The sequence below is a fragment of the Arthrobacter sp. Soil_N43 genome (genome assembly GCF_057655195.1).
Genome location: NZ_JBDGML010000035.1, coordinates 21,138 through 35,455, shown reverse-complemented (window position 1 = coordinate 35,455; position 14,318 = coordinate 21,138). Strand labels below are relative to the sequence as shown.

The 14,318-nt window shown below is 69.2% G+C and carries 9 protein-coding genes; 7 read left to right on the top strand and 2 right to left on the bottom strand.

Going from position 1 to position 14,318, the window contains the following annotated elements; all coding sequences use genetic code 11:
* The first annotated feature begins 166 nt into the window (after positions 1-166).
* From cydB to AC3A3W_RS02430, 3 genes are read left to right on the top strand one after another with little or no spacing between them, the layout of a single operon-like run.
* Complete coding sequence (cydB, locus tag AC3A3W_RS02440; RefSeq protein WP_487440300.1) at positions 167-1,216, top strand: cytochrome d ubiquinol oxidase subunit II; 1,050 nt, start codon at positions 167-169, stop codon at positions 1,214-1,216.
* A gap of 6 nt (positions 1,217-1,222) precedes the next feature.
* Complete coding sequence (gene cydD, locus AC3A3W_RS02435; protein ID WP_487440299.1) at positions 1,223-4,666, top strand: thiol reductant ABC exporter subunit CydD; 3,444 nt, start codon at positions 1,223-1,225, stop codon at positions 4,664-4,666.
* A 9-nt stretch (positions 4,667-4,675) separates the two neighbouring features.
* On the top strand, positions 4,676-5,698 hold the full coding sequence (locus AC3A3W_RS02430; RefSeq protein ID WP_487440298.1) for a GNAT family N-acetyltransferase: 1,023 nt from the start codon (positions 4,676-4,678) through the stop codon (positions 5,696-5,698).
* Between the two features lie 18 nt (positions 5,699-5,716).
* Here the strand turns inward: AC3A3W_RS02430 and AC3A3W_RS02425 are convergent, their stop codons facing one another.
* Positions 5,717-6,235, bottom strand: coding sequence for a DinB family protein (locus tag AC3A3W_RS02425; RefSeq protein WP_487440297.1), 519 nt, complete (start codon positions 6,233-6,235; stop codon positions 5,717-5,719).
* A 9-nt stretch (positions 6,236-6,244) separates the two neighbouring features.
* On the bottom strand, positions 6,245-8,773 hold the full coding sequence (locus AC3A3W_RS02420; protein ID WP_487440296.1) for a DNA gyrase/topoisomerase IV subunit A: 2,529 nt from the start codon (positions 8,771-8,773) through the stop codon (positions 6,245-6,247).
* 56 nt (positions 8,774-8,829) lie between these two features.
* On the opposite strand from AC3A3W_RS02420, the gene AC3A3W_RS02415 reads away from it, so the two are divergent.
* The 4 genes from AC3A3W_RS02415 to AC3A3W_RS02400 are packed head-to-tail and all read left to right on the top strand — an operon-like array spanning position 8,830 to position 14,316.
* Positions 8,830-11,520, top strand: coding sequence for a bifunctional acetate--CoA ligase family protein/GNAT family N-acetyltransferase (locus AC3A3W_RS02415; RefSeq protein ID WP_487440295.1), 2,691 nt, complete (start codon positions 8,830-8,832; stop codon positions 11,518-11,520).
* Between the two features lie 43 nt (positions 11,521-11,563).
* Positions 11,564-12,307: a DUF5998 family protein gene (locus AC3A3W_RS02410; protein WP_487440294.1), complete on the top strand. Its 744-nt coding sequence runs from the start codon at positions 11,564-11,566 to the stop codon at positions 12,305-12,307.
* A 1-nt stretch (position 12,308) separates the two neighbouring features.
* Positions 12,309-13,574, top strand: a complete 1,266-nt coding sequence (locus tag AC3A3W_RS02405) for an alkaline phosphatase family protein (RefSeq protein ID WP_487440293.1) — start codon at positions 12,309-12,311, stop codon at positions 13,572-13,574.
* On the top strand, positions 13,567-14,316 hold the full coding sequence (locus AC3A3W_RS02400; RefSeq protein WP_487440292.1) for a thymidine kinase: 750 nt from the start codon (positions 13,567-13,569) through the stop codon (positions 14,314-14,316). Before AC3A3W_RS02405 ends, AC3A3W_RS02400 begins: the two co-directional genes overlap by 8 nt.
* Positions 14,317-14,318: the final 2 nt, after the last annotated feature.

Here is a 14,318-nt window from a genome sequence, read left to right as displayed (position 1 = left end):
CCTCGTCAAGTACGTCCGGGGCGGCGTGGTGTCCGCCATGCCGGAACTGGCGAGCGCGCCCGTCGACGAGAACGAGGACGCCACCCCCGGACCGGGCGGGCCCGGCAAAGCCGGAACAGCCGACGACGTCCTGGCCTTCGCCTACTAAGACCTGAGGATACGGAACATGGAACTGTTGCCCACCGTCTGGTTCATCGCCATCGCCGTTCTTTGGACGGGTTATCTCTTCCTTGAAGGCTTCGACCTCGGAGTCGGCATGCTGATGAAGCTCTTTGCGCGCGACAACACTGAACGCCGCGTGCTGCTGAACACCATCGGGCCGGTCTGGGACGGGAACGAGGTCTGGCTGCTGACGGCCGCCGGCGCCACCTTCGCCGCCTTTCCCCTCTGGTATGCGTCCCTCTTCTCGGCCCTGTACCTGCCGCTCCTCCTGGTTCTCGTGGCACTGATCTTCCGGGCCGTCGCCTTCGAATACCGGGGCAAGGTGGACACCGAGCAGTGGCGGAACACCTGGGACTGGGCCATCGCCGTCGGCTCTTTCGTGGCTGCCTTCGGTGTTGGCGCCACCCTGGCCCTCAGCACCACCGGCCTTCCGCTGGATGCCAACGGCGACCGCGATGGAGGCCCCTTCTCCTGGTTCAGCGGCTACGCGCTGCTCGGCGGCTTTGCCGTGGCAGGGTTCGCCCTGCTGCATGCCCTGGCGTTCCTCGCCCTGAAGACCGACGGCGAGGTCCGGCACCGCGCCCGGCGCTGGTTCGTGCGGCTGCTTCCCGTCCTGCTGCTCCCCATGGCCGGCTGGGCCATCAGCGTCCAGCTCCTCAGCGGGGAGCCGTGGACGCTGGCCGCCCTCGTGCTCGCCGTCCTGGCCGCCGTCGCCGCCTGGTTCCTGGCCCGGAAGGGCAGTGAAGGCCGTGCCTTCCTGGCCACCGGGGTGTTCCTGCTGGGCGGGGCCGCTTCGATCTTCGGCGCCGTGTTCCCGGTGGTGCTTCCCTCCACGATCGATCCCGCGTTCAACCTCACCGTCGCCAACGCGTCGTCCTCCGACTACACGCTCGGGCTGATGAGCATCGTCGCCTGCGTCGGACTGCCGCTGGTCATTGCCTACCAGGCCTGGACCTACTGGGTCTTCCGCCGCCGTGTCAGCGCAGCCCACATCCCGGAGGCCCACAGCTTCCTCCCCGCGATCGCCGCCAAGGCGCTCACCCGGAACGACTGAGGTCCCGTGAAGCCGCAGTTCCCCGCAGGCCCGTCAACGCGCGCCGCACTTTACGGCCTCGGCGTGCTCGCCGCGCTCAAGGCACTCGCGCTGGTGCTCATGGGCCAGGCCCTCGCGTCGGTCCTCGCCGGCCTCATGGTGCGGGACCCTGCGTGGGCCGACCAGCTGGTCTGGGGAATGGCCGGTGTGGTCCTGCGCTCAGCCACCGTCTGGGCGCAGGGCACCGCCTCCCGCCGGGCGGCCCTGGGCGTCAAGGAGGAGCTGCGCTCGCAGCTCCTGGAACATGCGCTGCGCAACGGCGTCCGGTCTGCGGGCCCTGCCGACGGCGGCCTCGCCGTGCTTGCCACACGAGGCCTCGACGCCCTGGACAGCTACTACACGCAGTTCCTTCCCGCGTTGGTGAACTGCGCCGCCATTCCGCTGCTGCTGGGCGCCCGGATCCTGTTTGCCGACTGGGTCAGCGCCGTGGTCATTGCGCTGACGGTGCCGCTCGTGCCGCTGTTCATGGTGCTGATCGGCCGCTACACGGAAGACAAGGTACAGGACGCGCAGGCGGCCCTGGCCCGGCTGTCAGGGCACATGCTGGAACTTGCCAAAGGACTTCCGGTACTGGTCGGGCTGGGCCGGGCCGCCGCCCAGCGCCGGGCGCTGGAGGATATTTCCGAAGAGTACCGGTCCAGGACCATGGGGACCCTCCGGACCGCATTCCTCTCGGCCTTGGCACTGGAGCTGATAGCCACCATTTCGGTGGCCGTGGTGGCAGTCTTCATCGGCGTGCGGCTGGTGCACGGCGACATGGCGCTGGAGGCCGGTCTCCTCGCCCTGATCCTGGCGCCGGACTGCTACCTTCCGCTCCGGGAACTGGGAACGGCGCACCACGCCAGCGACGACGGCCGGGCAGCGCTCGCGGAGACGACGGCGGTGCTGGACTCGCCGGAGCAGCGGCGCCTTGATCCCCAGCCTGCGCCCGTTACTTCTGTCCACGACCTGACCGTCCGCGGGCTCACCGTCAGCTACGCGGGAAGGCAGGGAGCCGCCGTCGGACCCCTCAGCTTCACCGCGCCGGCCGGGCGGATCACTGCCCTGGACGGGCCAAGCGGGGCCGGCAAGAGCACAGTACTGGGTGTCCTCGCCGGGACCATCGGTTCCGGGGGAGGCACCGCCGTGGCCGGAACGCTCGGCGGCTTCGCCCCGGCCGGGGTGGCCTGGGTGCCCCAGCACCCCGTGATGGTGGCGGACACCGTCCGCGAGGAAATCCTGCTTTATCTGGCCGCCGGCGCACCCCAGGACCGGGACCACCTCGGTGTCCAGGAGTGCCTGGCAGCGGCCGGCGCGGCCCACCTGGCAGGGAAGCACCCGGCCGAACTGAGTCCCGGGGAGCTGCGCCGCATCGCCCTTGCCCGGGGACTTGCCCGCATCGCCGCGGGAGCCACCGTGCTGCTGCTGGACGAACCCACCGCGCACCTGGACCGGGCCTCCGCCGACATCGTCCACGCCGCCATCCGGGACCTCCGCGGCCGGGCGACGGTAATTCTCGTGGCCCACGACCGGCAAACCCGGGAACTTGCAGACCACGTCGTTCCGGTGGCTGCGGCCGGGTATTCCTCCGCGGCCGCAGCCACCGGTCCTGCCGTCTCCGCCGGCCCGGACGATCGTGCAATCCCTGCCGACCGCGCCGCGCAGCCAACTAGTGCGGCAGCGGGCGCCGGGCCCAGCGGGACGGCACAGTCCGGCGGGACAGCGCAGGAACCGCCGGCCGACACGGCGCCGGCGACCGGGCTGCTGGGGAGGCTGCTCGCGCCGGTGCGCGGCAGGTTTGCGGGCGCAGGCGTCGTGGGGACCCTTGCGTCGCTCTTTGCGGTCGCACTGTCCGGGCTCTCCGGCTGGCTCATCCTGAGGGCCAGCGAACAGCCGCCCATCCTGTACCTGCTCACGGCCATCGTGGGGGTGCGGTTCTTCGGCATCGGCCGGGCCGTCCTGCGCTACTGCGAGCGGCTCGTGCTTCACGACGCGGTCTTTGCATCGCTGACTCTGCTGCGCGGGCGGCTGTGGGCGTCGCTGAGCCAGCGGGCCCTGTCCCTCCGGCGGCTGCTTCAGGGCGGGAACGTGCTGGGCGTCGTGATCGACGACGTCGACACCGTCCGGGACCTGCTGCCGAGGGTGGTCCTGCCACCGGTGACGGCCGTGGCAGTGGCCACAGCCGCCACCGGAACCTCGGCCTGGCTGGTGCCGGCGGCCCTGCCGGCCGTCGTTGCTGCCGCTGCCGTCAGCCTGGCCGTGGCGCCCGCCATCGCGCTGTTCGCCGACCGGATGTCGGCCGGCACAGAGCAGTCCCTGAGGTCCGGGGTCCTGCGCCGCATCGCGGCTGCCCTCGATGCACGGGTGGAACTGCACGCCAACGGCGTGGCGGCGCCCGTCCTGGACCGTATCCGCGCAGACGACCGCGCAGCGACGCGGTCCTCCCAGCGCTCAGCCTGGGCAGAGGGGCTTGGCCAGGCGATCACCGTCGCCGCCTGCGGCGCCGGTGCGCTGGCGTGCGCCGCGCTTGCCGCGCCGCAAGTACTGGCAGGTGCCGTCGCGGCTCCGACGGCCGCTGTCGTCGTCCTGATGCAGCTGGCTCTTGTTGAGCCCTTCGCGGCCATGACGACGGCGGTCCGCCAGTACCCGGCTCTGCGCTCCGTGCTCCGCCGCATCGGCGAGTCCGGGGTCCTGGGTGCAGTGGACACGGCAGCGCCTTCTGGTGTTTTGTCCAGGCTGGACCCGCGGGAGGAGGGACGTCCGGGTGTCGAGCTGAGAGGGCTCGCGGCCGCCTGGCCCGGCGGCACCCCTGTTTTCAGTGGCCTGTCCGCAGTGGCGGAACCGGGCCGCTGGCTGGCGGTCACCGGGCCCTCGGGCGCCGGCAAGTCCACGCTGCTCGCTGTCATGCTGGGTTTCCTGCCGGCCCGTGAAGGGCGCATGGCGGTGACCGGCGCCGCGGCGTGGTGTCCCCAGGAAGCCCATCTCTTCGACTCCACGATCAGGGGCAACCTGATGCTGGGCCGCCCGGAACGGGAGATCCCGGGGGAAGGAGACGCCGAACAGGAGATGCAGCAGGCGCTCACCGCAGTGGGCCTGGCGCCCCTGCTGGAGCGGCTTGATGACGGACTGGACACCCGGATTGGGCCCGGCGGCGCATTCCTCAGCGGCGGCGAAAGGCAGCGGCTCGCCGTGGCACGCACCCTCATGACCCGGGCCGAGGTGATCCTGCTGGATGAGCCCACCGCCCACCTCGACGCCGAATCCGGCCGCGAGCTGATGGCGGACCTCCGCGCCGGGCTCCGTTCCCGCACGGTGGTGCTGGTGACCCACAACCCCGCGGACATCAGCCCGCTGGACGCCCTGCTGGCCCTCCGGCAGAGCGGTGAATCGCCGGCAGCGGACGAGATGGCGCCGTCGCTGACCTCCGGTTAGCCTGTTCCCATGACGCGATCCGAGGTTGCCGGCGGCTGCACCGTTGACTTTCCCCTGCTCCGCTGGAAGAGCGCCGGGAGCGGGGATGTCCAGGCGTGGGCGGCCCTCATCGCCCGGACCGCGGCCGTCGAGAAGCCCGTGTGGTTTGAACACCAGCCGGAGCTGGAACAGATCATGGAGTCCCGGAAGAATCCGCCGGAGCGCAACACCGTGCTGGGATTCGACCCGGACGGCGTCGCCCGGGCGTACGCGCGAATCACGAAGAACAGGGACAGCGAGAAGGCGTACGGCTTTGGCTGCGTCGACCCGCAGTGGCAGCGCCGCGGCGTCGGCTCCGCCCTGCTGGAGTGGCTGGAGGCGCGGACCAGACAGCGTTTCGCGGAGGATGCCGGAGCTGGCGGTGAAGGAACGCAGCACGCTGCCAGCCCACGGCTGCGGATCCACCACGAGCAGCAGCACCAGCACCAGGCGGCACTCTTCGCCAGGCACGGCTACGAGGTGGTGCGGTATTTCAACGAGATGCACCGGCCGCTGGCGGCGCCGTTGCCGGATGTGATGCTGGACCCGGGACTTGAGCTGGTGACCATGGGACCTGAACTCAGCGAGGCCGTACGGCAGGCACACAACGAGGCGTTCCGGGACCACTGGGGCAGTGAACCCAAGGACGAGGAATCGTGGGGATTCATCGTGAACGATCCCCTGGCGCGGCCCGACCTCAGCGCGGTTGTCCTCGAGCGCGGCACCGGCACGGTGGCGGGCTACCAGTTGGCCGCCCACGACGCCGAAAGCGCGGTCACGCGGGGATTCAGCGAAGGCTACACCGACCTGCTGGGCGTGCGGCGGGAGTTCCGCGGCCGCGGCATCGCCAGTGCCCTGCTCGCCGACGCCATGCGGCGCTTCGCTGCGGAAGGATTCGATGTCGCATCGCTGGACGTCGACTCCGAAAATCCCACGGGCGCGCTGGCGCTGTACCTCAAGATGGGCTACAAACCCGTCAACCAGAGCCTGGCCTGGGACAAGTCGCTGGGCTAGCCTGCCAGAGCGGCAGAGCTATCCGTCCACGTCGGCAAGGTGGTGGGCCACGTCGTGCAGGAAATACTGTGCGAGGGTCAGCACCGTGAATTCCGAACCGTTGCTGCGGAGCCCGGTCCTGCCCCACTGGGATTCCTTGACCCGGGCGAAGGATGCTGCCACCTGTTGGCCCTCGGCCGTCAGTTCGGCGCTGACCACGGCGGGGTCTGAGCCCGCGTAGTCGTTCTCCACGGCCGTCCGGTCCTGGTCCCAGTTCTCGAACTTCGCGTGGTCATCGGTGAGCATCAGGTTCAGCCGCCGGTCGAAGAGGCTGAAGACGTCCCGCACGTGGCAGGCATATTCCAGCGGCGACCAGGTGCTGTCATCGGGGCGCTCGGCGGCGTCCGGGCGGCGGAGCACGGCGCGCCAGCGCGGAAGCATGCTCTCCACGCTGCCGGGCACGGTGGACGGCGTGACCGTCGACGCCTCGAAACCGCATTCGCCGCACGGGCGGGAAAGGACCCAGGTCCAGTCTTTTTCATCCGGAATGATAGGCATGCCAGTAGTCTAGGCTTCCTGAGTCTGCGCGTCCGCCCACGTCATGCTGGGGCCGATGGCCTCCACTGCCTGGGACAGCGGGATGCCCGAGCCGTCCCGGCGACCGTGCTCCTGGGGCAGGGAACGCGCCACGCCGGCCAGGGATGACGCCTTCGCCGGGCCGTGACCCGCCCAGGCCTGCAGCAGGGTGTCTTCGCCCTTGAGGAAGCGGTGCGCCCGGACTCCGCCGGTGGCCCGGCCCTTGGCCGGGTACTCGGAAAACGCGGTCACCTTCGCGGCTCCCGGCGCGGTGCCCGGCAGGGCGCCGTCGGTCCCGGAGATGGTGACGACGACGGCGGCGTCGTCGCCGGGGGCAACGGCACCGAAGAAGATCACCTGGTCGCCGGACGCCAGCTTGATGCCCGCCATGCCGCCCGCGGTGCGCCCCTGGGGACGGACGCTGCCAGCGCTGAACCGCAGCAGCTGCGCCTGGCGCGTCAGGAACACCAGGTCGGTGTCGTCGCCCGCGGGGGCCACGCCCACCACCGTGTCCTTGTCCTTGAGCGCGATGGCTTCCCAGTCCTCCCGGTTGAGCGGGTAGTCAGGCTGCACCCGCTTGATGACGCCCTGGGCGGTGCCGATCGCAAGCACTTCGTCCAGCGGCGCGAACGCCACGAGCGTCTCGCCCTTCAGCAGGGTGATGAAGTCCCTGGCCGGGACGCCGCCGGCCAGGTTGGGCAGTCCGGACATCGGCGGCAGGACAGGCATGTCCATCACCTGGATGCGCAGCATGCGCCCCTGTGAGGTCACGGCCGCTATCTCGCCCCGGGCGGAGGTCTTGACCACGGAGCGGAACACGTCGTGCTTCGAACGCGGCCCGGATTCCGCGAGGCTGTCTTGGTTGGAGGTCCTGGCAATCTGGCCGGACGCAGTGAGAATGGCCCAGCAGGGGTCGTCGGCAATTTCCAGGGCGAGCGGCACGGCTTTGCCCTTGACGCCTGCCTTGCCCAGGTCACCGGCGGATGCCGCGGCGACGGTGGGGGAGACCGCCTCGGATTCCAGGAGCACGGTGCGGCGGGGTGTGCCGTATTTCTCTGCGATCTCGGCCAGCTCGCCGGACACCAGGTCCCGCAGCAGCTGGTCCGATCCGAGGATGGCTTCGAGTTCCTCAATCTCCCGGCGGAGCTCGTCCTGCTCCTTCTCGAGTTCGATCCGGGAGTACTTGGTTAGCTGGCGGAGGCGGAGTTCCAGGATGTAGTTGGCCTGGATCTCGGAGAGGTCGTAGATGGACATCAGCCGTTCCCTGGCCGCCGACGCCTCATCCGAGGACCGGATGATCTGGATGACCTCATCGATATCCACGATGGCGATGAGGAGGCCCTCCACCAGGTGCAGGCGGTCCTTCTTCTTGCCGAGCCGGAACGCCGTCCGGCGGCGCACCACGTTGAGGCGGTGGTCAACGTAGACGGTGAGCAGCTGCAGCAGGCCCAGGGTCTGCGGCTGCCCGTCCACGAGGGTGACGTTGTTGATGCCGAAGGAGTCTTCCATCGGCGAGTAGCGGTAGAGCTGCTGAAGCACGGCGTTCGGGTTGAAGCCGTTTTTCAGCTCGATGACCAGGCGCAGCCCGTGCTTGCGGTCGGTGAGGTCCACAATGTCGCTGATGCCGGTCAGCTTCTTGCCGTTGACCGCGTCCTTGATCTTCTCGATCACCTTCTCCGGGCCCACCATGTACGGCAGTTCGGTGACCACCAGGCCCGTCCGGCGGGCGGACAGCTGCTCCACCTCCACCTTGGCGCGGGTTTTGAAGGAGCCCCGGCCGCCGGCGTAGGCGTCGCGGATGCCGTCCAGGCCAACGATCCGGCCGCCCGTGGGAAGGTCGGGACCGGGCACGAACCGCATGATGTCCTCGAGCGTGGCATCCGGATTGGCGATGAGGTGCCGTGCCGCGGAGATCACCTCCACCAGGTTGTGCGGGGCCATGTTGGTGGCCATGCCCACGGCAATGCCGGTGGCGCCGTTGACCAGCAGGTTGGGGAATGCCGCCGGCAGGACATCCGGCTGGGTGAGCTGGTTGTCGTAGTTCGGAACGAAGTCCACCACGTCCTCGTCGAGGTGGTCGGTCATCGTGAGCGCGGCCGCCGCGAGGCGGGCCTCCGTGTAGCGGGGCGCGGCCGGACCGTCGTCGAGCGATCCGAAGTTGCCGTGGCCGTCGATCAGCGGAAGCCGCAGCGAGAAGTCCTGGGCCATGCGGACCATCGCATCGTAGATGGCGGTGTCGCCGTGCGGGTGCAGCTTGCCCATGACCTCGCCCACCACGCGGGCGCTCTTGACGTGGCCGCGGTCCGGGCGCAGGCCCATGTCACTCATCATGTACAGGATGCGCCGCTGCACCGGCTTGAGGCCGTCGCGGGCGTCGGGAAGCGCCCGGGAATAGATGACGGAATAGGCGTACTCCAGGAAGGAGCCTTCCATTTCGGAAGTGACGTCTATGTCGACGATGTTTTCGGTGTAGTCCTGGACGATTTCCGCGGACGGGGTGGAACTTTGGCGGCGGGCCATGGGGCTGGTGGATCCTTTTTGGGGTGCACTTCGGGAGACTTAGCTAGGCTAAGCCTATGGTGGAACAGCCCGCGGACGGCGTATATCCGGAATATTGGGAAGCCGATGTCGTGCTGCGGGACGGCGGAACGGCACACCTGCGGCCCATTCATCCTTCAGATGCGGACGCCGTGCAGGCTTTCCATGCCGGACAGTCGCAGAACTCAATCTACATGCGGTTCTTCGCGTTCAAGGCACGGCTGTCGAGCAAGGAGCTCAAACGGTTCACGGAGGTGGACTACCGCGACCGGGTGGCCTTCGTCATCACCATTGGCGGTGAAATCATCGGAATCGGCCGTTATGACCGGCTCGAGGACCCCTCCGAAGCCGAGGTGGCCTTCAACATCGCCGACAAGCACCAGGGCCGCGGCATCGGCTCCATCCTGCTGGAACATCTGGCCGCCGCTGCGCGTGAAAACGGCATCCGGCGGTTCAGCGCCGAGGTCCTCCCGGAGAACCGGAAGATGCTGATGGTCTTTTCGGACGCCGGCTATGACGTTAAACGGCATTTCGACGACGGCGTGGTCAGCCTGGAGTTCAACATCGACCCCACCGACAAATCACGCGCCGTGATGGAGTCCCGGGAACACCGCGCGGAGGCGAGGAGCGTGCAGGACCTGCTGGCGCCGTCGTCGGTCGCGGTGATCGGGGCGAGCCGCAAGTGGGGCACCGTGGGCTACCAGCTCCTCGAGCACATCATCGAGGGTGGCTTCACCGGCCCCGTCTACGCCATCAACCCGGTAGCGCTGGAGCTGGCCGGGATGCTGTCCTTCGGGAAGCTGTCGGAGGTGCCCGGCCCGGTGCAGCTGGCCATCGTGGCTGTGCCCTATGAGGAAGTCCCCATGGTGGTGGATGAGTGCGCCGCGGCCGGGGTCAAGGGAGTCCTGGTGGCGTCGGCCGGGTTCGCGGAAGACGGCGACCGCGGCCTCGTGCGCCAGCAGGCACTCGTCCGGCAGGCCAGGGCCAACGGCATGCGAGTCATCGGACCGGCATCGCTGGGCATGGTGAACACCCATCCTGCCGTGTCGCTGAACGCATCGATGGCGCCCACCCTGGCCCGCCGCGGGGGACTGGGGCTCTTCAGCCAGTCCGCCGCGATCGGTGTGGCCCTGTACGCGGCGTCAAGCCGCCGCCGCGTCGGCATCTCCACGTTCCTCTCCGCCGGCAACCGCGCGGACGTCTCCGGCAACGACATGATGCAGTTCTGGGAGGACGACGCCGATACCACCGCCGTGGGTCTCTACCTGGAGTCGATCGGCAACCCGCGCAAGTTTTCCCGGCTCGCCCGCCGGCTGGCCCTCACCAAGCCCGTCATCGTGGCGAAGTCCAACTCCATGGGCCTGCAGCTGCCGCCCGGGCATGCGGTCCGCACCACCCAGGCCCCGGGCGGGGCCCTCGACGCCATGATGCGCCAGGCCGGGGTGATCCGGGTGGAGACCATCGAGCAGCTGATGGACGTCGCGCAGATTGTCTCTGCCCAGCCGTTGCCCAAGGGCGCCGGCGTGGCAGTTTTCAGCAATTCAGGGGCGCTGGGCAAGGTCGTGGCGGACAGCGCAACGGCGCACGGCCTGGGCGTGGAGGCGCTCGTGGCTGACCTGGACCTCGACGCCGGCATGTCCCTCGCCCTGCCCGAACTGGAGCGACGGCTGCGCGAAACCCTTGCCCGCGACGACGTGCACGCGGCGGTGGTGGCCTTCCTGCCGGCCAGGGGACTGACGGTCGAGAAGATCGCGGGCGCGCTCGCCGGCTGCTCCGCAGGCGCCGGGAAACCTGTTGTCGCGGCATTCACCGGCATCCTGGACCCGTCCGTCTACGTGGAGGGCATGGTGGGGGATGAGGCCCCGGCCGCGCCCGTCCCGTGCTACTCAAATCCGGGAGCCGCCGTCGCCGCGTTGTCCGCGGTGGTGCGCTACGCCGAGTGGGCCCACCGCGACCAAGGACTCTTCGCGGACCCCCAGGGCTGCGACGCCGAAGCCGTGCATGCCGATCTTGAACTGCTGCTCAAGGACGTCCGGGGCGAACAGCTGAAGGAGCTGGACCCGGCGGACGCCGCCCGCCTGCTGGGGCACTACGGGATCACGGTGCTGCCCTCCGAGGGTTTCGTGACAGCAGATGAAGCGGTGGCAGCAGCCGATCGGCTGGGTTGGCCCGTGGCGCTCAAGACTACGGATCCCACGCTCCGCCACAGGCTCGACCTTGGCGGCGTGCGGCTGGACATCCAGGATCCGGAGTCCCTCCGGCTGAACATCCTGCAAATGCGGCGTGCGCTCGAGCCCTACGGCTCGTCGTCGCTGGAGGTGCAGGCGATGGCGCCGGTGGGCCAGGCCTGCACGTTCCGCGCCATCGAGGACCCGTTGCTGGGGCCGGTGGTCTCGTTCGGGCTGGCAGGCGACGCCGTAAACCTGCTCGACGACTGGGCGCACCGCGTGCCGCCGCTGTCCGCCGCGGATCTTCGGGACTTCATCCGCAGTCCCCGCGCCTCCCGCAAGCTGTTCGGCTACCAGGGGCTGCCCGCCGTGGACGTTGCCGCGCTCGAAGACCTGGCGGCGCGCCTGAGCCGGCTGAAGGACACCCATCCGGAAATTGCGCTGGTGGAGTTCAACCCGGTCCTGGCCACCCCGCAGGGGGTATTCATCCTCGCGGCGGACGTCCGGATCGGCAACGCGGCCCAACGCACCGACAGTGCCCGCAGGGCCATGCGCAACTGAGCGCTGGTTAGCATGTGCCAAGCCGATCTGTGAAAATGGGGAAATGAGCTCCCAGCCTCCCACCTCGAAGCCTCAAGCACCGGACCACAGCCCCCAGGCTTCCATCCACCACAGCTCACACAACCACACCGCCCAGGGCCAGAGCCTGGACGGGGCTCTGCAGCAGGCAGCCTTCTACCCCAGGCTCGTGGCCGACGTCGTGGACGACGCACTCGATGGCCGGGACTGCCTTGCCCACCTGGTTCACCTCGAAACACACTTTGACCGGGCCGAAGTCCGCCGGCACATCACGGTGCTGGTGCTGACCGACGACATGCTCGTGATCACCCACGTGGACGACCAGCAGCTCGACGATGCGGGCGAACAGATCGTGGCTCAGATTTCCACCGAGTCCGTGCCCGTGGCACAGATCCGCTCCGTGGTGCTGAGCTACATGTACTCCCAGCCGCAGAACTACAAGCCGTCGGACCCCGTGCGCGAGGTCACCCTGTCCATCGCCTGGTCCGGCGGGCAACGGCTCGAGATGGGCCCGGCCAGCTGCGGCGACCCGCAGTGCGAGGCCGACCACGGGTACAGCGGAACCATCGCCCAGGAGGACATCGTGCTGCGCATCTCTGCCGAGGCTGATGGCCTGCAGGCGGTCCAGGACGCCAAGCTCTTTGCCCGCGCCCTGCGTGCCGTGAACACAGGTTCGTCTGCCCCCGTCCCGCACGGGGCCCGGGCGCCGCAGCCGCGCCCTCGGATGGGTGTGTTCTCGAGCCGTCTCAGCCGCGGACACCAGCGCTGAGATGGCGCCGGAACACGACCTGCCTTCCCCCGCCCCCTCAACGCTTTCCGCTGCACCTCTTTCCACAACACTGCTGCCTCCGGCACCGGCCTACGGGCGCCGGTCCGTGGCCGAAGTGCTGGGCAGCGCTGCGGCAAGCATCGGCGTTGACGGCTTCGAGAACCGGCTCGGGCTGCCGCCTGCCCGGCGGATTTGCGTTGTCCTTGCCGACGGACTCGGGCGCAGCCTGCTGAAGCAGAAGTCTGCCCACACCCCGTTCCTCCGCGGCGTCATGCAGCGGGGCCAGGGCGACGTCCCGGTGTGGCTCGATTCCGCGTTTCCCTCCACGACTGCCGCTTCCCTCGCGAGCCTTGGCACGGGGCTGGCCCCCGGCCAGCACGGGCTCGTGGGCTATGACGTCCTTGACCCCGCCCAGGACAAAGTGGTCAACATGCTGGGTAACTGGGATGCCGGCGTGGATCCGCAGGCCTGGCAGCCTTTCCCCACGATCCTGGAACGGGCTGCGGAGCACATCGACGTCACCACCGTGAGCCTTCCCCAATTCGGCGACTCGCCCATGACCCGCGCCGCCCTGCGCGGCGGAACCTTCGTCTCCGGAATCACGTCGCATGCCCGGACGGCGGCCGCCGCGGAGGCGATGGCCGCTTCCGACGCGTCCCTCATGTACTTCTACGTGAACGATCTCGACAAGGCCGGCCACCGGCACGGTTCGCAGTCGCCGGAGTGGGAACACCAGCTCGAAGAACTGGATGCAACGGTCAAGCGTCTTGACTCCACCCTTCCCGCGGGAACCACGGTGCTGCTCACGGCAGATCACGGCATGCTGGACGTGGCAGAGTCCCAGCGCATCGACTACTCGGCCGACCCAGCACTGGTGGCCGGCGTCAGGCACACCGCGGGGGAACCCCGCATGCTCCACCTCTACCTTGAGGAAGACACGGGCAATGGCGACGCCGGGACCGCCCGGCAGCGCCTCCTGGACGCGTGGCGGAGCCGGTTCGGCGAGCGGATCTGGGCCTTTACCCGGGAAGAGGCCATTGGGGCCGGCCTCTTCGGACCGGTCCGGTCTGGCGTCGAGCGGCGTGTCGGCGACGTCATGATCGCGGCCCGCGATGCACTTGCCTTCTATGACACCCGCCGTGTGCGTCCCAGCGCCATGGAGGTGGTGGGGCAGCACGGTTCCCTGACCAAGGCGGAGCGGGAAGTCCCGCTGCTCTGCTTCCAGGCCGCGGGCAAGGCCCCCGGCCCCCGGAGGGCACGTGGCTGAGCTCGTCTTCTTCTCCGGCACCATGGACTGCGGAAAGTCCACGCTTGCGCTGCAGATGGATTACAACCACCGTGCCCGCGGGCGCGGCGGTGTCCGCTTCAGCTGCAACGACCGCGCTGGCGGCTCACGCATCTCCAGCCGGCTCGGGCTTGAGACGGACGCCGTGGAGGTCGTGGACACCACGGATTTCTGGGACGAAGTGGTGCTGCGCCGCACGCGGGGCGTCCGCGTCGATTACCTCATCTGCGACGAAGCCCAGTTCTATTCCCCCGAGCAGGTGGAACAACTCGCGCGGATAGTGGATGAGATCGAGGTTGACGTCTTCGCGTTTGGGATCACTGCCGATTTCCGAACCCGGCTTTTCCCCGGTTCGCAGCGGCTGATTGAGCTCGCGGACCGGGTTCAGGTACTGCAGGTGGAGGCACTCTGCTGGTGCGGCCGGCGCGCCACCCACAATGCCCGGACAGTGGACGGCGTGATGGTCATGGAAGGCGCCCAGGTGGTGGTGGGCGACGTCGAAATGGCCGCCGACGGGGCGCCTGCCGGCACTCCGGCCGACGCGTCCGCGGCCGTACCGGCGGTCGGGTATGAGACGCTGTGCCGGCGGCATTTCATGCGCCGGGTAACCGCCCACGGCGCCAACCTCATGGCCCTGCAGGACCAGCTGCTTCCGTTTGAAGTGGACGCCTGCCTGTGGCGCGGTGCCAGCGGCCGTGCAGGGAGCACCGCCGCGAACGCCTAGCA

Coding starts and splice junctions, on each gene's coding strand:
- cydB (WP_487440300.1), top strand. CDS start 167: ATGGAACTGTTGCCCACCGTCTGGTTCATCGCCATCGCCGTTCTTTGG.
- AC3A3W_RS02430 (WP_487440298.1), top strand. CDS start 4,676: ATGACGCGATCCGAGGTTGCCGGCGGCTGCACCGTTGACTTTCCCCTG.
- AC3A3W_RS02425 (WP_487440297.1), bottom strand. CDS start 6,235: ATGCCTATCATTCCGGATGAAAAAGACTGGACCTGGGTCCTTTCCCGC.
- AC3A3W_RS02420 (WP_487440296.1), bottom strand. CDS start 8,773: ATGGCCCGCCGCCAAAGTTCCACCCCGTCCGCGGAAATCGTCCAGGAC.
- AC3A3W_RS02415 (WP_487440295.1), top strand. CDS start 8,830: ATGGTGGAACAGCCCGCGGACGGCGTATATCCGGAATATTGGGAAGCC.
- AC3A3W_RS02410 (WP_487440294.1), top strand. CDS start 11,564: ATGAGCTCCCAGCCTCCCACCTCGAAGCCTCAAGCACCGGACCACAGC.
- AC3A3W_RS02405 (WP_487440293.1), top strand. CDS start 12,309: ATGGCGCCGGAACACGACCTGCCTTCCCCCGCCCCCTCAACGCTTTCC.